We start from the raw sequence: 18,666 nt of genomic DNA, 5'->3' as shown, positions 1-18,666 counted from the left end.
GCCCGTCTGCTGGTATGCCAGTATTTAGAGATAACCGCTCGACTTCCCCTCGAGTTCCCGGCGCGAAGGGCGCAGGGGACGGCACGCCGGTCACCCACCGGCGGGGACTTCCCCATGGAGAGCCGCAGATATGCCCCAGGATGCGCCCCGGGTACTCGTCGTCGACGATGACCCCGATGTCGCCCTGCTCGTGAAGACCGTGCTCCAGCGACGCGCGGGCTGCGAGGTCCGCACCGCGGGCGACGGCCGCGCGGCCGTCGACGCTCTGCCCGAGTTCGCACCCGACGTCGTCGTGACCGACATCGAGATGCCGGGGCTCGACGGCCTCGAGCTGCTGGCGGAGCTGCGTCGCAGCGATCCGCTGGTGCCCGTGATCGTCATGACGGCGCACGTCTCGGTCGAGTACGCGGTCTCGGCCCTGCGGGCGCAGGCCGACGAGTTCCTCACCAAGCCGCTCGACAACGCGCGCCTCGTCGAGGCGGTCACGCGTCTGGCGGAGGAGGGCCGTGCGCGCCGCGAGGCGAGCCGCCCCAAGGACGTCGTCCTCGCGATCGGCGCCCATCCCGACGACGTGGAGATCGGCGTGGGCGGCATCCTGTCGGCGCACGCCCAGGCGGGGGACGCGATCACGATCCTCACGCTGTCGCGCGGCGCGCGCGGGGGAGACGCCGACAGCCGCCAGCACGAGTCGCTGGCCGCCGCGGATCTGCTCGGCGCACGCCTGTTCGTCAAGGACCTCATCGACACCGAGATCTCCGGCGGCGGCGCCACCGTGCGTCTCATCGAGGAGGTCGTGCGGGAGGTCCAGCCGACGATCGTCTACACGCACTCGACGCACGACCGCCACCAGGACCACCGCGCCGTCAGCGAGGCCACGGTCGTCGCGACCCGACGCGTGGGCACCGTCGCCTGCTATCAGAGCCCCTCGTCGACGATCGACTTCCGCCCGACGCGATTCGTGCGGATCGACTCGTTCCTCGAGCGCAAGCTCCGGCTGCTCGAGTGCTTCGGCTCGCAGACGGCCACCCGCGACTACCTCGAACCGGACTTCGTGACCGCGACCGCACGCTACTGGTCGCGCTTCGGAGGAGGAGCGGCCGTGGAGCCGCTCGAGGTCGTCCGCGAGACCGCCGAGTTCATCGGCGCCCACGAGCTCACACGGCGGGAGAGCTGATGACCGCGCGCGTACTGGTGACAGGCGCGGGAGGGCCCGCCGGCGTCGCGGTGATCCGCTCGCTCCTGCGTCGCCCCGACCTCGACGTCTTCGCCGCCGACATGGACGGCTGGGCGAGCGGGATCTATCTCGTCCCTGCCGACCGGCGCCGCCTCGTGCCCCCGGGGCGCGACGACGACTTCGTCCCGGCGATCGCCCGGATGGTCAGGGACGACCGTCTCGACCTCGTGATCTCGACCGTGGACGTCGAGCTCATCGCCCTCGCGGGACGCCGCGACGAGCTGGCGCCCGCCGTGCTCGCGGCGCCGTCGAAGGAGACCCTCGACACCGCCCTCGACAAGCTCGAGCTGGCCGAGCGCTGCGCGCCGACCGGTCGTGTTCCGCGCACCGCGCTCGCCGGGGCGGACGCCGAGGCGATCGACTGGGAGTTCCCCGCGTTCGCCAAGCCGAGGCAGGGCGCCGGCAGCCGGGGTGTGCGCCTCGTGCCCGACCTCGCGGCGCTGCGCGCCCTCCCGACGGACGAGGGCCTCATCGTGCAGGACTTCCTGCCCGGGGAGGAGTACTCGGTCGACGTCATCGCCGACGCGGCGGGCGAGATCGTCGCCGCAGTGCCCCGCACGCGCGCCCGCGTCGATTCCGGCGTCGCCATCGCAGGCCGCACCGTGCACGACCCCGAGCTCGAGGAGACCGCGGCGGCGATCGCGCGGGCCATCGGCCTGGTCGGCGTCGCGAACGTGCAGCTGCGTCGCGATCGGGCCGGACGCGCCGTGCTGCTCGAGGTGAACCCGCGGTTCCCCGGGGCGCTCCCGCTCACGATCGCGGCAGGCGTCGACATCCCCTCTCTCGTCGCCGATCTGTATCTCGGCTCGGAGCTTCCGCAGCGCCTGCCGTTCCGCGAGATCGCCTCCGTGAGGTTCCTCGAGGACGTGATCGTCGAGGTCGACGACGTGCTCGTCTCCGCGCACGCCGGCCATCAGGAGGAGCTGTGACGCACGCGGCGCTGCTCGGCGACCACCACGTCCACTCCACGTTCTCGGACGACGCCGTCTCGACGCTCGCGGAGAACGTGGCGGCCGCCGTCGACGCCGGGCTGACCACGCTGCGACTGGTCGATCACGTGCGGCGCTCGACCGACTGGGTGCCGGAGTATCTCGCCGCCGTACGCGCGCTGCGGGTCCCCGAGGGGCTCACCGTGCTCACGGGCGTCGAGGCCAAGATCCTCGACGCCTCGGGCGAGCTGGACATCCCCGCTCTCCCGACGGGGATCGACCGCATCCTGATCGCCGACCACCAGTTCCCCGGCACGGACGGACCCCTCGGACCGACCGCCGTGCGCGAGCGGATGGCCGAGGGCTGGTCGCGCGATGACGTGCTCGACCAGCTGGTGTCGGCGACCATCGCGACCATGCGGAAGCACCCGGGCAACCAGCTGGCGCACTGCTTCTCGATCCTGCCCAAGATCGGCCTCTCCGAGGACGATCTCGGCCCCGAACGCACCGCCGCCTGGGCGCGCGCCGCGGCGGAGACCGACACGCTCGTCGAGGTCAACGAGAAGTGGGGGTGCCCCGGCATCCCGTCGCTGCGTGCTCTGCGCGCGGCAGGCGCAGAAGTGGTGGCGTCCACCGACAGCCACCTCGCCGCGGACGTCGGCCGCTACACGCGCGTCGCCGCTCTGCTCGACGGGACGGAGGAGCCCTGATGCCCGACCTCACCTGGATCGAGACGGTCGTCGTCGTGATCCTCCTCATCTGCGTCTTCGTCGGCACGCTCCCGGTCATCAACACCGGCCTGCAGTACCTCGCGCTGCCCATCCACGCGTTCCGCAACCACTACGGCAGCGCGGCGCCGCACCACCCTCGGATCGCCGTCCTCATCCCCGCCTGGAACGAGGGCCTCGTGCTCGGGCAGGCGATCGAGCGGCTGCTGCAGCTGGAGTATCCGGCCGACCGGCTGCGGATCTTCGTGATCGACGACGCGTCCACCGACGACACCCCGGAGGTGGTCGCCGCGAAGGCCCAGGCGTATCCGGGTCGCGTCGTGCACCTGCGACGGGACAAGGGCGGCCAGGGCAAGGCGCACACCCTCAACCATGGCCTCGACGTCGTCCTCGCGGACGACTGGACCGAGGCGGTCCTCATCATGGACGCCGACGTCATCTTCGCCCGTGACTCGCTGCGGAAGATGAGCCGTCACCTCGCCGACGAGAAGGTCGGGGCCGTGACCGCCTACATCGCCGAGGGCAGTCGCGACCGCAACTATCTGACCCGCTTCATCGCGATCGAGTACGTCATCGGTCAGCTCTCGGCCCGCCGCACCCAGAACGTCGGCGGTGCCATCGCCTGCCTCGCGGGCGGCGCGCAGCTGCACTCGCGGGCGAACCTCGAGGCGATCGGCGGCCGCATCCCCACCGGGACGCTCGCCGAGGACACGATGACGACGTTCGAGGGTCAGCTGGCGGGCCGACGGATGGTCTTCGAACCGCACGCGGTGGTGCTCGCGGAGGAGCCCCGCACGATCGACAGCCTCTGGAAGCAGCGTCTGCGCTGGGCTCGCGGCAACGTGCAGCTCACCTCGATCTACCGCAAGCTCTGGTTCCGCCCGAGCCCCGACCACAACCTGGGCAGCTTCGCGTTCGGACTGGGGTGGTTCACCATCCTGCTGCTGCCCGCGTTCATGATCCTCGCCGCGACGGCCCTGCTGATCCTGCTGCTCCTGCACAGCGACATCGCCGAGTTCGTGTTCCGGTTCATGTGGATCGCCGCGGCGTGCATCTACCTCTTCTCGATGCTGTACTCGGTGCAGCTCGATCCGCGGATCGGACGGCAGTCCTGGCGCGAGGCCCTGATGTTCCCCGGCCTCGGCGCCCTGATCCTCATGGCCATCGCGCTGTTCCCCTGGGCCTTCGAAGACGGGCTGAACCTGCTGGGCCTCTCCCTGACGGACGAGACGACGTTCGTGTGGGCCGTGATCTTCTACCTCTGGGGCCCGATCTCGATGCTCGGCATCTGGCTCGCCCGCGCGGTCGAGCCGCTGCCCGGCGGACGCTTCTTCGCCGGCCTGCTGCTGTACGTGTGCGGCTACGGTTCGCTGCTCTGCGCGATCACCGTGGACTCGTACATCAAGGAGTGGCGTCGCGCTGACGCCGCCTGGATCAAGACCGAGAAGGTCGGACGGGTCGACGCATGACGGAACCACTCTCGCGCAGCGCGGAGGAGCAGGAGATCGCCGCGGACGCCCGCCGTGAGAAGCGGCTCATCCCGCAGGCGCTGATCTCCCTCGGCGTCGTCGTGGTCATCGTGGTGGTGCGAGAGCTGCTGCTGCGATGAGCGCTTCGCCGCTGGCGCTGATCGTCGAGGACGACGCGGATCAGACCGCGCTGCTCCGCCGCCACCTCGAACGGGAGGGGTTCGACGTCTTCGCGGCGGCCGACGCCGAGTCCGCGATCGCGGCGTTCCCCGGCATCTCTCCCGTCGTCGCCATCATCGACCTTCTGCTGCCCGGCATCTCCGGACGCGACTGCGCCCGCCTCGTGCAGGGCCGCTTCCCCGGCTGCTTTCTCATCGTCAGCTCGGTGCTCGATGTCGCGGACTATCCGTCGGCGGATGCGGCGCTGCCCAAGCCGATCCGCGGGGCCGACCTGCGCAGGATCCTGCAGGCCGTGCCGCGATGACCACGACGACGACGATCGCGTCCGCGACGCTCGAGCGCGGCTGGCGGAGGTTCTTCGACAATCCCACGCCGCTGATGAAGCAGGGGCCGACCGCGATCGCGGTCGCGATCTCCGCACTGCTGATCGCGGTGATCCCCGATTTCCCGATGACGAACATCGCCGCCGCGATCGCCGGGATCGGCGGGGTCGGCGCGATGACGGTGCTGGCCGCGGTGTTCGCGGCGCGAGGCCGCTACGACGGCTGGCTCGTGATGATGATCCCGATGGTCGACATCCTCGCGATCGGGGCGCTCCGTGCGGGCACCGACGGCGCCTCGTCGCTGTTCTCGTCGCTCGTCCTGCTGCCCGTCATCTGGATCGCGGCCGCCCCCGGCATCCGCTACGTCTTCATCGTCGGCGTCCTCACCTCGATCGCCCTGCTGATGCCCAACCTCTTCGATCCGCCGGAGGACGCCCTCGCGTGGCTCCGCGGCGTGATCGGCCCCCTCGTCTTCGCGACCGTCGGCGCCATCGTCAACGAGCTCTCGCGGCAGCAGCGCTTCCGCACCTCGCAGGCCGAGGGTCATGTCGCCGAGCGCTCCGCGGCCCTCGCCGCCAACGAGACCATCCTCGAGCGACTGCGGGCGAGCGAGACGCAGTACCGGACGCTCACCGAGTCGTTCACCAGTCTGTGGAACTCGATCACGGGTCAGGCCGTCGTCGCGACCGACAACTGCGGCATCATCACCGCCTGGAACCCCGGCGCCGTGCGGCTGCTCGGGATGCCCGTCGACGACGCGCTCGACGGGGTGCGGATCGATCGGTTCTTCGAGCCGTCGATGCTCACGCAGTTCGCCGACAGCGGTGCGGTGCGGTCGGCGAACGAGGTGCACCCGGGACTGCGCGCGCTGTTCGACGAGGCGGACTCCGGGCGCTCGGTGCTCGCGGACGTCGACGTGCTGACGGTCGGGCGGTCGTCCGTGCCGGCACGGGTCACGGTGTCGCCGTACCAGGACTCGTCGGGGGCGCGGCACGGCTATCTCCTCGTGATCACGGACGAGACGAAGGCGGTCGAGGTCGCTCGGATGAAGGACGAGTTCGTGGGCATGATCTCCCACGAGCTCCGCACGCCGCTCAGCGCGATCATCGGATTCCTCGACCTGCTCCAGAACGATCCGGGCCAGCCGCTGACCGACGACCAGCGGGAGTTCGTCGGCATCATCGAGCGCAATGCGCAGCGCCTGCTCAACCTCGTCGGGGATCTGCTCTTCACCGCTCAGGTCGAGTCCGGCAGGTTCCCGCTCGAGCGCGGCGAAGCCGACCTCGCCGACCTCGTGCGCACAGCCGTCGTGTCGTCGGGCCCGCACGCGCAGCGCGAGGGCATCGAGCTCGTCGCGGACGTGCCGGAGTCGCCCGTGCGCCTCGTGCTCGACGCCGGCCGCATCGGGCAGGCGCTCGACAACCTGCTCTCGAACGCGATCAAGTTCACGCCTGCCGGAGGGCGGGTCACCGCGAGCGTGCGCGAGGCGGATGGCGGTGTCGAGATCGCGGTGCGCGACACCGGCGTCGGCATCCCGGAGGACGAGCAGGGCATGCTCTTCACGCGCTTCTTCCGCGCCTCGACGGCGACGCGCAACGCGGTGCCGGGTGTCGGGCTGGGCCTCACGATCACCCGCGCGATCGTCCTCGCGCACGGCGGGTCGATGGATGTCACGAGCAAGGAGAGCGTGGGCACGGAGTTCCGCATCCTGCTGCCCACCGCGCCGCGGACCGAGGCGATCACGATCGTCCCCCGTTCCGGCTGACTCGCCCGCGCGCCCGCGTGCTGATATCCTGATCGGCTCGCCACGCGGGCGGAAGGACGGCCACGCGCTGTGGGATACATCGATGTCGCAGGGATCTCGCTGACCCTGCCGGACGGCAGACCGCTTCTCGACGAGGTGACGTTCCGGGTGGGGACGGGGTCGACGAGCGCACTGATCGGACCGAACGGGGCGGGGAAGACGACGCTGCTGCGGATCATCCGCAGAGATCTCGCCCCCGACGCCGGCGTGGTGACGATCGACGGCGGCCTCGGCGTGATGGATCAGTTCGTCGGTCACGGCGAGGCGGGGGAGACCGTCCACGAGCTGCTCACGAGGGTCGCGCCGCGGCGGATCCGTCTGGCGGCGCTGGCGCTCGTCGAGGCGGAGGACGCGCTGATCGAGCGCGACGAGCACGACACGCAGATGGCCTACGCCTCCGCGATCGCGGAGTACGCGGATGCGGGCGGGTACGAGCACGAGACGGTCTGGGACCAGTGCACGGTCGCCGCGCTCGGCGTGCCGTTCGAGCGCGCCCGCTTCCGCGAGCTCACGACCCTCTCCGGCGGCGAGCAGAAGCGACTCGCCCTCGAGGCACTCCTCCGGGGCCCCGACGAGGTGCTGCTGCTCGACGAGCCGGACAACTACCTCGACGTCCCCGCCAAGCGGTGGCTCGAGGAGCAGCTGCGGCAGACGCCCAAGACCGTGCTCCTCGTGTCGCACGACCGTGAGCTGCTGGCGAACGCCGTCGACCGGCTGATCACGCTCGAGCCCGGGGGAGCGGGAGCCGCGGCGTGGGTGCACGGCGGGGGCTTCTCGACGTACACGCAGGCGCGCAGCGACCGCATGGACAGGCTGGACGAGCTCCGGCGGCGCTGGGACGAGCAGCACGAGAAGCTGCGGGTGCTCGTGGCGACGCTGAAGGTCAAGGCCTCGGCGAACGACGGGTTCGCCTCGCGGTATCAGGCGGCCCAGACACGGCTGCGCCGCTTCGAGGACGCCGGACCTCCCGAGGAGCGACCGCCGTCGCAGGACTTCGACATGCGGCTCCGCGGATCGCGCACCGGCAAGCGCGCCGTCGTCGTCGAGCGACTGGAGCTGACCGGCCTCATGCGGCCGTTCGACGCCGAGGTCTGGTACGGCGACCGCGTGGCCGTGCTCGGCTCGAACGGCTCGGGCAAGTCGCACTTCCTGCGCCTTCTGGCGCGGGGCGGCAGCGATCCCGATCCGACGCTCGGCCACGTCACCTCGACGGGCGAGCAGCTCGACGAGGTCTCGCACTCGGGGCGCGCCGTGCTCGGGTCGCGGGTCGCGCCGGGCCTGTTCGCCCAGACGCATGCGCATCCCGAGTTCGTCGGTCGCACTCTCCTCGAGATCCTGCACCGCGGAGACGAGCGGCGGGCGGGCATGCCGCGCGACGCCGCGAGCTCGGCCCTCGACCGCTACGGCCTCGTGAAGCAGGCGCAGCAGACGTTCGAGTCCCTCTCGGGAGGGCAGCAGGCCCGGTTCCAGGTGCTGCTGCTCGAGCTGTCCGGGGCGTCCCTGCTGCTCCTCGACGAGCCGACGGACAACCTCGACCTCGAATCCGCGGAGGCCCTCGAGGAGGCGCTCGCCCGCTTCGACGGCACCGTGCTCGCGGTGACCCACGACCGGTGGTTCGCGCGCTCGTTCGATCGATTCCTCGTGTTCGGATCCGACGGCGACGTGTACGAGTCGGACGAGCCCGTCTGGGACGAGCGGAGAGTGGCCAGGGCCCGCTGACCGGCCGTGGTCACATCAGGCGGAACGCCGGTGCGGCGAGCGCCGACGGGTCGACCGCGAGATCCGCGAGCGCGGCGCCGATGCCGGGGGCGAACTTGAAGCCGTGTCCGGAGAACCCCGCACCCACCACGATGCGGCCGCGGCGGTCGAGCACGAACGCGCTGTCGTCGGTGGACGTGTACGTGCAGCTGATGGGCACGGCGGATGCCGGGTCGAGCCCCGGCATCCACTCGCGCACGTAGTCGGAGAGCGCGGCGGCATGCGTCACGGCGTGCGGCCGCGCATCCGGGTCGACCTCGTCGCCGACCCGATGGAAGCCGACCTTCACGCCCTCTCCCGGGGTGGGCATGCCGTAGACGGTGGCGGGGTAGGCATCCGGAGTGACGTAGTGGTTGAACGACGGCCAGTCCGAACCGTCGATCGGGCGGAAGTGCGCGGGGAACTCCTCCGTGACCGTGAGACGGGGCAGCCGCATCGACGGGAGCATCCGCTCCGTCCAGGCGCCGACGGTGACGACGGCCACGTCGGCGTGCACCGCCCGCCCCGCGAGCTCGAGGTCGACGCCAGAGTCGGTCTCGCGGATGCCGAGCACCGGCGTCTCCCAGCGCACCTCGCCGTCGGCGGCGACGATGCGCCGCTCGAGCTCGAGGAGGGCGGCGGATGCTCGTGCGACCCCGGCGTCGCGCGAGAACAGCACCTCGCCGTCGAACCGCATTCCCGCCCATCGCGATGCCGCCTCGCGGGACGAGAGCAGCTCGGCGTGGATGCCGCGCTCGACGAGGAGGCGCTCGATCGCCGCGATCCCGACCTCCCCGTGCGTCACGAGACCGTGCAGGCGCAGCAGCGGCTCGCCGTCGACCGAGCCGAGTCGGAGCCAGCCCTCGTGCGCCCGCACGAGCAGGTCGAGGTAGTGATCCTCGTCGTAGGCGTTGTTGAAGTTGCGCGTCGCCCCATGCGATGCTCCGTGCCGGTGGCCCCGGGCGAACCGCTCGAACACCACCGGTCGGAGGCCGCGGGAGGCCAGCTCCCAGGCGGTCGCGAGCCCCATCACCCCGCCGCCGACGACGGCGACCTCCACGGCATCCGCTGGCATGCTGCCTCCCGATCTCCCTTCCAGTCTCCCAGCCGATGAGCGCACCGCGCGCCCGGTAGTCTGGTGGGGTGACCATGGAGATCGAGCTGGGCCGAGGCAAGCGCGCGCGTCGCGCGTACACGTTCGACGACATCGCGGTGGTGCCCTCGCGGCGCACGCGGAACCCGGAGGACGTGTCGACCGCATGGACGATCGATGCCTTCGGCTTCGGCATCCCGGTGCTCGGCGCGCCCATGGACTCCGTCGTCAGCCCGCAGACCGCGATCATGCTCGGACAGCTCGGCGGCCTCGGCGTCCTCGACCTCGAGGGCCTGTGGACCCGGTACGAGAACCCGGAGCCGCTGCTCGCCGAGATCGCCGGTCTCAGCGACGACAAGGCGACGGTGCGGATGCAGCAGCTGTACTCCGAGCCGATCAAGCCCGCGCTCATCACGCAGCGCCTCGCCGAGATCCGTGAGGCCGGGGTCACGGTCGCCGGCTCCCTGACCCCGCAGCGCACGCAGGAGTTCTACGACACCGTCGCGGCCGCGGGCGTCGATCTGTTCGTGATTCGCGGCACCACCGTGTCGGCCGAGCACGTGTCCAGCGTCGACGAGCCGCTGAACCTCAAGAAGTTCATCTACGACCTCGACGTGCCGGTCATCGTCGGCGGCGCCGCGACCTACACCGCGGCCCTGCACCTCATGCGCACGGGCGCGGCCGGCGTGCTCGTCGGGTTCGGCGGGGGAGCGGCGTCGACGACCCGCGCGACCCTCGGCATCCACGCCCCGATGGCGACGGCCGTCTCCGATGTCGCGGCCGCCCGCCGCGACTACCTCGACGAGTCGGGCGGACGGTACGTGCACGTCATCGCAGACGGAGGCGTCGGCACGTCCGGAGACGTCGTGAAGGCGCTCGCGATGGGCGCCGACGCCGTCATGCTCGGCGTCGCCCTCGCCCGTGCCACCGACGCGCCCGGTCGCGGCTTCCACTGGGGCCCCGAGGCCCACCACCCGAAGCTCCCCCGTGGCCGTCGGGTCGAGGTCGGCGGCATCGGGACGCTCGAGGAGATCCTGTACGGACCCGCGCCCGTCGCCGACGGGACGGCGAACCTGATCGGCGCCCTCCGCAAGTCGATGGCGACCACCGGCTACTCGGATCTCAAGGAGTTCCAGCGCGTCGAGGTCGTGCTGGCTCCCTACGAGGCCTGAGCGCCCCCGCTACGCCGTGACATCATCCGCTCTGTTCCCACCGACCCTCCGCGAGGTCATGCTCCGGGGGCGATGGATCGGGATGCTCCTGTTCTCGCTCGTCGTCGCCGGCGTCTTCGCATGGCTCGGCCAGTGGCAGCTCGGGCGCGCCATCGACACCGACCCGCCACCGCCGGGCATCACCGAGCAGGTGCGACCCCTCGAGGACGTCGTCGCACCCGGCGCCTACCTGGCGGAGCCCCTCGTCGGGCAGAAGGTCGACACCTCGGGAACCTGGGTCGCCGGCGACTTCCTGATCGTGTCGAGCCGTTTCAACGACGGTGCAGAGGGCTACTGGGTGACCGGGCAGCTCCGTGTCGCCGAACAGACGTCGATCGCGGTCGCGCTCGGATGGACGCCCGACCGGTCGACGGCGGATGCCGTGGCGAACGAGCTGAACGCCGACGCGGACGGTGAGGCGGTCTCCGTCTCGGGGCGCCTCATCTCCGACGAGGGACCGTCGGTGCCGCCGGTCGACGACCCGACGCGGATGGATCGCATGTCGCCCGCAGCGCTCCTCAGTCGCTGGAGCGACGTCGACGGGCTCGACGTCTACCGCCCGTACCTGGCTTCGACGACCGCTCCGGACGGGCTCGTGGACATCGCCTCCCGCGCGCCGGACGAGCAGTCGCCGGTGAACTGGCTCAACGTCTTCTACGCCGCCGAATGGGTGATCTTCGCGGGCTTCGCGTTCTACCTCTGGTATCGCCTGGCGAAGGACGCCTGGGAGCGGGAGGTCGAGGAGTTCGAGGACTCCGAGGGTTCGGCACTCACCTGACGCTCGCGCATCCGAGCACACTCCGATGCTCCCGTGAGCGGCGATCGTCCGCTTCTTCGACCTTCGTCAGGGGTGCGCGTCGGTCATTCGGACAGCGCTCGGATCATTCGGTGAGCGCTCGGTGACCAATCGGGAAACTCCGTTGAGGTATGTCCGGGGCGCTCCGTAAGCTCGCTCACATGTGCGCGAGCTGTGAGCGCGCGCAGCACGGTTCCACGAGAGCCGCCGCCGAGACGATACCGAGGAGACAACACAGATGATGTCCGCTCCCGACGCCGAGAACCGCCGGGTTCCCGCGTCCCTTCGCAGAGATCGGGGGCGTCTCGGCGCTCTCGCCGCCACCTGCGTCGCCGCTCTGGGCGCCAGCGCCCTGATCGCCGCGCCCGCCTCCGCCGATGTCGCAGGCACGGGGGTGGTGATCAACGAGGCGTACCTCTCCGGAGGCAGCGCCGGAGCCGCGTTCACGAACAAGTTCGTCGAGCTGTATAACCCGACCTCCGCCGCGATCCCGCTCGACGGCCTGTCGCTGCAGTACCGGTCGGCGACCGGGACGGGCTCCTCCAACGGCGTCGCGCCGCTGACGGGCAGCATCCCCGCCGGCGGGTACTACCTCGTTCAGGGCGGCAGCAACGGTGCGAACGGCGCGGCGCTGCCAACGGCCGACGCCGTCGGCACCCTCAACCCGAGCGGCACCAACGGGACCCTCGCTCTCGTCGAGGGCACGGCGGCCGTGACCCTCGCGCCCGGCTCGGTCACCGGAGTCGACGGCGTGATCGACGTGCTCGGCTATGGCACCTCGAACACGTTCGAGACCGCAGCGGCGACGTCTCCGACGGGCAACACCGACGTGAAGTCGCTGAACCGCACCGGCGGGGTCGACACCGATGACAACCGTGCGGACTTCACGCTCTCGGCCTCCATCACCCCGCAGAACTCCGGAGGCGGCGTCGAGCCGGAGCCGGAGCCGGAGCCCGAGCCCGAGCCCACCGTGACCTCCATCGCCGAGGTCCAGGGCAGCACCGCCGACGTGTCGCCGCTGAACGGCCAGACGGTCACGGTCGAGGGCGTCGTCACCGCCGACCACCGCACCGGCGGCTACAAGGGCATCGTGATCCAGACGCAGGGATCGGGCGGCGAGACCGACGCGACCCCCGGCGCGTCCGACGGTGTGTTCGTCTACCTCAACGCGCTGGCGCCGACCCTCGAGATCGGGGACCTGGTCTCGGTCACCGGCTCGGTGAGCGAGTACTTCGGCCAGACGCAGATCGACCCGTCGTCGCTCGCCGGCGTGTCGGTCGTGCAGGCGGGCGTCGGCGTCCCCGAGATCACTCCGCTTCCCGACACGGTCGTGGGCGCCGATCGCGAGCAGTACGAGAACATGTACGTCGCGCCGACCGGCACCTATCGCCTGGCCTCGAGTCACCAGCTCTACAACTTCGGCACGCTGTGGCTGAACGCCGGCGACGACCTCAACGTCAAGAGCACGGAGGCCGCCCGCCCGGGGGACGAGGCCGCCGCGATCGCCGCAGCGAACCGCGCGAACCGCATCCTGCTCGACGACGCGTGGTCGATCCAGGTGACCAACAACGCTCACCCGGGCGACCAGCCGTACTTCACGAAGGACCAGGTCGTCCGCAACGGCGACACCGTCGACTTCGCAGACCGCGGCTACGTGCTGCAGTACGGGTTCGACGACTGGCGTCTGCAGCCGGTCGTCCCGATCGACAGCACGACGCCCGCCGATGAAAAGGCGACGTTCACGTCGACCAACCCGCGCGCCGACGCGGCGCCCGAGGTCGGCGGCGACGTGCAGGTCGCATCGTTCAACGTCTTCAACTACTTCACGACGTTGAAGAGCGAGAACCCCAACGCGCGCGGTGCGGCGAACGCCGCGCAGTTCGAGATCCAGAAGTCGAAGATCGTCGCGGCGATCAACGGCCTCGGCGCGGAGATCGTCTCCCTGATGGAGATCGAGAACTCGGTCAAGCTCGGCGGCTCGATCGACGAGGCGGTCGCCGACCTCGTGGACGGCCTCAACGACGACCTCGGGAGCGAGGAGTGGGACTACGTCCGCACGCCCGATGAGCTGAACGACGCCGCGACGACGGACTTCATCACGAACGCCATCATCTACAAGAAGGATGCCGTCAGCACGGTCGGCGACAGCCTCACCGTGACCGATGAGACGGTGTGGGGCAACGCCCGCGAGCCGATCGCCCAGGCGTTCGACATCGACGGTCGCGTCGTGACCGTGGTCTCGAACCACTTCAAGTCGAAGTCCGCACCCGAGGGCGGCGGAGCGGAGCCGGCCGACGGCCAGGGCTTCTTCAACGCCGACCGCGTCGCGCAGGCGAACTCCCTCCTGGGCTTCACCGAGGAGATTGAGGAGACCACGGGCAGCAGCGACATGCTGCTCATCGGCGACTTCAACTCCTACGCGAAGGAGGACCCGATCGAGGTCCTCACGACCGCCGGCTGGAGCGACGTCGCACCGGAGAAGGCTCCGGGGCAGTACACCTACACGTTCGACGGCGAGCTCGGCTCCCTCGACCACGTGCTGGCGTCGCCGTCGCTCTCGGCATCGATCACGGGCGGCGGGGTGTGGAGCATCAACTCGCCGGAGTGGAGCGACCGCGGCTACGCGTTCGGAGCCACCGAGGCGGGCACGCCGTTCCGCTCGAGCGACCACGACCCGATCGTCGTGGGCGTCGACTCCGAGATCCCGCCGGTGAGCATCGACGTGGCCACGATGAACGACTTCCACGGGCGCATCGAGGCCGACGGCGCATCCGCCGGCGCGGCGGTCGTCGCCGGAGCGGTCCAGCAGTTCCGCGAGGCGAACCCGAACACGATCTTCGCCGGCGCCGGCGACCTGATCGGCGCATCGACGTTCACCTCCTTCATCAACGACGACAACCCGACGATCGACGCGCTGAACGCCGCCGGTCTCGACGTCAGCGCCGCCGGCAACCACGAGTTCGACCAGGGCTGGGAGGACCTGCGCGATCGCGTGCAGGACCGCGCGGACTGGAAGTACATCTCGTCGAACGTCTTCGTCACCGAGACGGGCGAGCCCGCGCTCGCTCCCGCCTGGGTGAAGGAGCTCGACGGTGTTCGCGTCGGATTCGTGGGCGCCGTCACGGAGGATCTCGACTCGCTCGTGTCCCCGGAGGGGATCGCCGACCTCGAGGTGCGCAGCATCGTCGACTCGGTGAACGCCGTGGCCGACGACCTGCGCGACGGCGACGCCTCCAATGGAGAGGCTGACGTCGTCATCCTCCTCGTGCACGAGGGCGCCGCGAGCACGGAGCTCTCGACGATCACCCCCGAGACCCCCCTGGGCGAGATCGTCTACGGGGTCGACGACGATGTGAACGCCATCGTCTCGGCGCACACGCACCTCCCTTACAACCACGTGATCGACGGACGCCCGGTGATCTCGGCCGGCCAGTACGGCGAGAACCTCGGCCTGATGAACATCCAGGTCGACCCGACCACCAAGGAGCTGCTCTCGATCACCAACGAGATCAAGCCGCTCGTCGTCGGCGGTGTCGCGCAGTACCCGGCCGTTCCGGAGGTCGCGGAGATCGTGGCGAAGGCGAAGGCCGACGCCGATGTGCTCGGAGCGGTCAAGGTCGGGGACATCACCGCCGACTTCAACCGCGCCCGTCAGGCGAACGGCTCGGAGAACCGGGGTGGCGAGTCCACGATCGGCAACTTCGTGGCGGACGTGCAGAAGTGGTCCACGGGTGCCGACATCGCGCTCATGAACCCGGGCGGCATCCGCGCGAACCTCACCTACGCCTCGTCGAACGCGAACGATCCGGCGGGCAACGTCACCTATCGCGAGGCGGCGACGGTCCAGCCGTTCGCCAACACCCTCGTGACGCTCACGCTGACCGGTGCAGAGCTCAAGGGAGTGCTGGAGGAGCAGTGGCAGCCTGCGGGCGCCGCCAGGCCCTTCCTCAAGCTCGGCGTCTCCGAGGGCCTCGTCTACACCTACGACCCGGCCGCCGCTCAGGGATCGCGAATCACCTCGATCACCCTGAACGGCACCCCGATCGACCCGGCAGCCGAGTACACGGTCGCGGCGAACTCGTTCCTCGCCGCGGGTGGGGACAACTTCTTCACCTTCCGTGAGGGTGACGGCAAGCGGGACACCGGCAAGATCGACCTGCAGTCGATGGTGGACTGGTTCGCCGCGAACAAGACGGCGAGCCCCGACCTCGCCCAGCGTGCGGTCGGAGTCGCGGTGAGCGCCCCGGACGCCGACGGCTACAGCGCCGGCGACCAGGTCACCGTCTCGCTGTCCTCGCTGGCCTTCACGGGCGGCGAGCCGGCTCCGGGCGAGGTGACGCTGTCTCTCGGCGACGCCACGCTCGCGACCGGCACGGTCGACCCGACCGTGGTCGACACCACCGACGAGGCCGGGCGCGCAGCGCTCACCTTCACGGTGCCGAGCGGTGTCTTCGGCGATCAGCTGCTGACGGTGCGGGTCCCGAGCACGGGGACCACGGTCCAGGTGCCGTTCGCGATCGCCGGCGAGGAGCCCGCGGAGTTCGCGGGCACCATCGACCTCGGCTCCTCGAAGGTCGCCGCGGGCAAGAAGCTGCAGATCACGGGCGAGGGCTACGAGCCGGGCGAGACCGTGACGGTGCAGCTGCGACCGAAGAAGGGTCAGCCGATCACCGTCGGGACCATCCAGGTCAAGGCCGACGGCACGTTCTCGAGCGCCGTGACGGTGCCCAAGAGCACGCAGCCGGGCAAGTACACGGTGGCCGTCTCGCAGGCCGACGGCGACGAGGCGACGGCCACCGTGACCGTCAACCGCGCCGGAGGCATCGGCGGGATCATCGGCGGCATCATCGACTGGCTCTGGGACCTCCTGAACGGGTGGTTCTGATCTGATCGGACGTCGAGGGCCGTCGGGAGCGATCCCGGCGGCCCTCGACGCATGCCCGCCCGCACCCCGACCCGGAACGGCCTCGCATCGGCGCCCCGTAGACTGGGAGCATGCCCGAACCGAAAGTCGCCAGCTTTCCGGCGATCCGTGGTGCGCTGAAGTTCTACCAGATCGCGTCGATCATCACCGGAGTCATGCTGCTCCTGCTGCTGACCGAGATGGTGCTCAAGTACACGCCGATCCATCTCGAGCTCTTCGCCGGAGGCTCGGGCGGACCGCTCTGGTTCGCCGGGGTCATCGCGGGGCCCGACTGCCAGTGGTGGTCGCTGTTCGCCCCGATGACGAACTCGTGCGAGATGACGTCGCTGGGCGACGGCTTCAACATCTCGCTGTTCATCCTCGTGGCGCACGGCTGGTTCTACGTCGTCTACCTCTTCGCGTGCTTCCGCATGTGGAGCCTGATGCGCTGGCCGTTCCCGCGCTTCATCCTCCTGGCTCTCGGCGGCGTCGTGCCGCTGCTGTCCTTCTTCATGGAGGCCGTCGTGGCCCGTGAGGTCAAGGCCTATCTCGCCACCCGTGAGGCCGCTGAGGCCTCGATCACCGCCCCGGAAGGTGTCCGTTGACCGAACAGTCCGAGACCCAGCAGCGCCCGGCGCTCGTCGTCGACTTCGGCGCGCAGTACGCGCAGCTGATCGCCCGTCGAGTGCGCGAGGCCGGCGTCTACAGCGAGATCGTGCCGCACACGGCCACCGCTGCCGAGATCGCCGAGAAGAACCCGGTCGCGATCATCCTCTCGGGAGGACCCTCGTCGGTGTACGAGGAGGGCGCGCCGCGTCTCGACCCCGAGGTGTTCGACCTCGGCGTGCCGACGCTCGGCATCTGCTACGGCTTCCAGTACATGGCCCAGACGCTCGGCGGCGAGGTCGCGAACACGGGACTGCGCGAGTACGGCGCGACCGACGCGGTCATCTCCGGCGACGGAGGCACCCTGCTGGGTGGCCAGCCCGCCGAGCAGAACGTGTGGATGAGCCACGGCGACCAGGTCGCCAAGGCCCCGGAGGGCTTCGACGTGCTGGCGACGACCGACGCCACGAAGGTCGCGGCCTTCGCAAACGAGGAGCGCGGGTTCTACGGCGTGCAGTGGCATCCCGAGGTCAAGCACTCCGACCACGGACAGCGCGTGCTCGAGAACTTCCTGCACAAGGGCGCCGGTCTGGCCTCCGACTGGAACAGCGACAACGTGATCGCCGAGCAGGTCGAGCGCGTCCGCGAGCAGGTCGGCGACGCGCGCGTCATCTCGGCGCTCTCCGGCGGTGTGGACTCCGCGGTGTCCACGGCTCTCGTCCACAAGGCCATCGGCGACCAGCTCACCGCGGTCTTCGTCGACCACGGTCTTCTCCGCAAGGGCGAGCGCGAGCAGGTCGAGAAGGACTACGTCGAGTCCACCGGCGTCCGTCTGATCACGGTCGACGCCGCGGATGTCTTCCTGGGGCACCTGAAGGGCGTCACCGACCCCGAGGAGAAGCGCAAGATCATCGGCCGCGAGTTCATCCGCGCGTTCGAGAAGGTGCAGCTGGACCTCGTCGAGGAGGCGAAGGCCGACGGGGGAGCCCCCGTCAAGTTCCTCGTGCAGGGCACGCTGTACCCAGACGTCGTCGAGTCCGGCGGCGGGGCGGGCACCGCGAACATCAAGTCGCACCACAACGTGGGCGGGCTGCCCGACGACCTCGACTTCGAGCTGATCGAGCCGCTGCGCGCGCTGTTCAAGGACGAGGTCCGCGCGATCGGCCGTGAGCTCGGCATCCCCGAGGCGATCGTCGGCCGCCAGCCGTTCCCCGGTCCCGGACTCGGCATCCGCATCATCGGCGAGGTGACCGCCGATCGTCTGGAGATCCTCCGCGAAGCGGATGCGATCGCGCGCGAGGAGCTCACCAAGGCGGGCCTCGACCAGGAGATCTGGCAGTGCCCCGTCGTACTCCTCGCCGACGTCCGCTCGGTCGGCGTCCAGGGCGACGGCCGCACCTACGGACATCCGATCGTCCTGCGTCCCGTCTCCAGCGAAGACGCGATGACCGCCGACTGGACCCGTCTGCCGTACGACGTGCTGTCCAAGATCTCCAACCGCATCACGAACGGCGTGCGCGACGTGAACCGCGTCGTGCTCGACGTGACGTCGAAGCCGCCGGGGACGATCGAATGGGAGTGAGCGCTCCCCGACGCGCAGCCGAACGGGCACGGACCATGAGGTCCGTGCCCGTTCGCGTCTCTTCAGGCAGT

General features: G+C 70.3%; 14 protein-coding genes. 13 read left to right on the top strand and 1 reads right to left on the bottom strand.

Translation table 11 applies throughout. The features are described from left to right. Window positions 1–130 precede the first annotated feature (130 nt). From A4X16_RS03820 to A4X16_RS03790, 8 genes are all read left to right on the top strand, one after another. On the top strand, window positions 131–1,174 hold the full coding sequence (locus A4X16_RS03820) for a response regulator (protein ID WP_067116619.1): 1,044 nt from the start codon (window positions 131–133) through the stop codon (window positions 1,172–1,174). Next, window positions 1,174–2,163, top strand: coding sequence for an ATP-grasp domain-containing protein (locus A4X16_RS03815; RefSeq protein ID WP_067116616.1), 990 nt, complete (start codon window positions 1,174–1,176; stop codon window positions 2,161–2,163). Before A4X16_RS03820 ends, A4X16_RS03815 begins: the two co-directional genes overlap by 1 nt. Continuing rightward, window positions 2,160–2,873: a PHP domain-containing protein gene (locus tag A4X16_RS03810; protein WP_067116613.1), complete on the top strand. Its 714-nt coding sequence runs from the start codon at window positions 2,160–2,162 to the stop codon at window positions 2,871–2,873. The genes A4X16_RS03815 and A4X16_RS03810 overlap by 4 nt, the downstream gene beginning before the upstream one ends. Then, window positions 2,873–4,360: a glycosyltransferase family 2 protein gene (locus A4X16_RS03805; RefSeq protein ID WP_067116611.1), complete on the top strand. Its 1,488-nt coding sequence runs from the start codon at window positions 2,873–2,875 to the stop codon at window positions 4,358–4,360. Before A4X16_RS03810 ends, A4X16_RS03805 begins: the two co-directional genes overlap by 1 nt. Next, window positions 4,357–4,500 (top strand): hypothetical protein, encoded by a 144-nt coding sequence (locus A4X16_RS18010; RefSeq protein WP_197491765.1) that lies wholly within the window; start codon window positions 4,357–4,359, stop codon window positions 4,498–4,500. Before A4X16_RS03805 ends, A4X16_RS18010 begins: the two co-directional genes overlap by 4 nt. After that, complete coding sequence (locus A4X16_RS03800) at window positions 4,497–4,844, top strand: response regulator (protein WP_067116608.1); 348 nt, start codon at window positions 4,497–4,499, stop codon at window positions 4,842–4,844. The genes A4X16_RS18010 and A4X16_RS03800 overlap by 4 nt, the downstream gene beginning before the upstream one ends. Beyond that, a complete protein-coding gene (locus A4X16_RS03795) occupies window positions 4,841–6,628 on the top strand; it encodes a sensor histidine kinase (protein ID WP_067116605.1) in 1,788 nt (595 codons plus the stop codon). Before A4X16_RS03800 ends, A4X16_RS03795 begins: the two co-directional genes overlap by 4 nt. 69 nt (window positions 6,629–6,697) lie before the next feature. Beyond that, complete coding sequence (locus A4X16_RS03790; RefSeq protein ID WP_067116602.1) at window positions 6,698–8,386, top strand: ABC-F family ATP-binding cassette domain-containing protein; 1,689 nt, start codon at window positions 6,698–6,700, stop codon at window positions 8,384–8,386. A 10-nt stretch (window positions 8,387–8,396) separates the two neighbouring features. On the opposite strand, the gene A4X16_RS03785 is transcribed toward A4X16_RS03790, so the two are convergent. Beyond that, a complete protein-coding gene (locus A4X16_RS03785) occupies window positions 8,397–9,479 on the bottom strand; it encodes an FAD-dependent oxidoreductase (protein ID WP_067116598.1) in 1,083 nt (360 codons plus the stop codon). Window positions 9,480–9,553: 74 nt separating this feature from the next. On the opposite strand from A4X16_RS03785, the gene A4X16_RS03780 reads away from it, so the two are divergent. The 5 genes from A4X16_RS03780 to guaA all read left to right on the top strand — a co-directional run bounded on the left by A4X16_RS03780 (window position 9,554) and on the right by guaA (window position 18,595). Beyond that, window positions 9,554–10,669: a GuaB3 family IMP dehydrogenase-related protein gene (locus tag A4X16_RS03780; protein ID WP_067116595.1), complete on the top strand. Its 1,116-nt coding sequence runs from the start codon at window positions 9,554–9,556 to the stop codon at window positions 10,667–10,669. A gap of 58 nt (window positions 10,670–10,727) precedes the next feature. Continuing rightward, complete coding sequence (locus tag A4X16_RS03775; protein WP_082914256.1) at window positions 10,728–11,486, top strand: SURF1 family protein; 759 nt, start codon at window positions 10,728–10,730, stop codon at window positions 11,484–11,486. A 256-nt stretch (window positions 11,487–11,742) separates the two neighbouring features. Then, window positions 11,743–16,389, top strand: a complete 4,647-nt coding sequence (locus A4X16_RS03770; protein WP_067116589.1) for an ExeM/NucH family extracellular endonuclease — start codon at window positions 11,743–11,745, stop codon at window positions 16,387–16,389. A gap of 110 nt (window positions 16,390–16,499) precedes the next feature. Continuing rightward, the gene (locus A4X16_RS03765; RefSeq protein ID WP_067116587.1) at window positions 16,500–17,012 is read left to right on the top strand and encodes a DUF3817 domain-containing protein; all 513 of its coding nucleotides are present in this window, start codon (window positions 16,500–16,502) and stop codon (window positions 17,010–17,012) included. Beyond that, the gene (gene guaA / locus A4X16_RS03760) at window positions 17,009–18,595 is read left to right on the top strand and encodes a glutamine-hydrolyzing GMP synthase (RefSeq protein WP_067116584.1); all 1,587 of its coding nucleotides are present in this window, start codon (window positions 17,009–17,011) and stop codon (window positions 18,593–18,595) included. The genes A4X16_RS03765 and guaA overlap by 4 nt, the downstream gene beginning before the upstream one ends. Window positions 18,596–18,666: the final 71 nt, after the last annotated feature.

Origin of the sequence: Microbacterium sp. H83 (assembly GCF_001650405.1) — a bacterium.
In the GTDB taxonomy this organism is placed as follows: Bacteria; Actinomycetota; Actinomycetes; order Actinomycetales; family Microbacteriaceae; genus Microbacterium.
This window is presented reverse-complemented; position numbering and strand designations above follow the sequence as displayed.

Bases quoted from the DNA above. Each gene is read 5' to 3' on its own strand.
- A4X16_RS03820 (WP_067116619.1), top strand. From the start codon at position 131: ATGCCCCAGGATGCGCCCCGGGTACTCGTCGTCGACGATGACCCCGAT.
- A4X16_RS03815 (WP_067116616.1), top strand. From the start codon at position 1,174: ATGACCGCGCGCGTACTGGTGACAGGCGCGGGAGGGCCCGCCGGCGTC.
- A4X16_RS03805 (WP_067116611.1), top strand. From the start codon at position 2,873: ATGCCCGACCTCACCTGGATCGAGACGGTCGTCGTCGTGATCCTCCTC.
- A4X16_RS18010 (WP_197491765.1), top strand. From the start codon at position 4,357: ATGACGGAACCACTCTCGCGCAGCGCGGAGGAGCAGGAGATCGCCGCG.
- A4X16_RS03800 (WP_067116608.1), top strand. From the start codon at position 4,497: ATGAGCGCTTCGCCGCTGGCGCTGATCGTCGAGGACGACGCGGATCAG.
- A4X16_RS03795 (WP_067116605.1), top strand. From the start codon at position 4,841: ATGACCACGACGACGACGATCGCGTCCGCGACGCTCGAGCGCGGCTGG.
- A4X16_RS03785 (WP_067116598.1), bottom strand. From the start codon at position 9,479: ATGCCAGCGGATGCCGTGGAGGTCGCCGTCGTCGGCGGCGGGGTGATG.
- A4X16_RS03780 (WP_067116595.1), top strand. From the start codon at position 9,554: ATGGAGATCGAGCTGGGCCGAGGCAAGCGCGCGCGTCGCGCGTACACG.
- A4X16_RS03775 (WP_082914256.1), top strand. From the start codon at position 10,728: ATGCTCCGGGGGCGATGGATCGGGATGCTCCTGTTCTCGCTCGTCGTC.
- A4X16_RS03770 (WP_067116589.1), top strand. From the start codon at position 11,743: ATGATGTCCGCTCCCGACGCCGAGAACCGCCGGGTTCCCGCGTCCCTT.
- A4X16_RS03765 (WP_067116587.1), top strand. From the start codon at position 16,500: ATGCCCGAACCGAAAGTCGCCAGCTTTCCGGCGATCCGTGGTGCGCTG.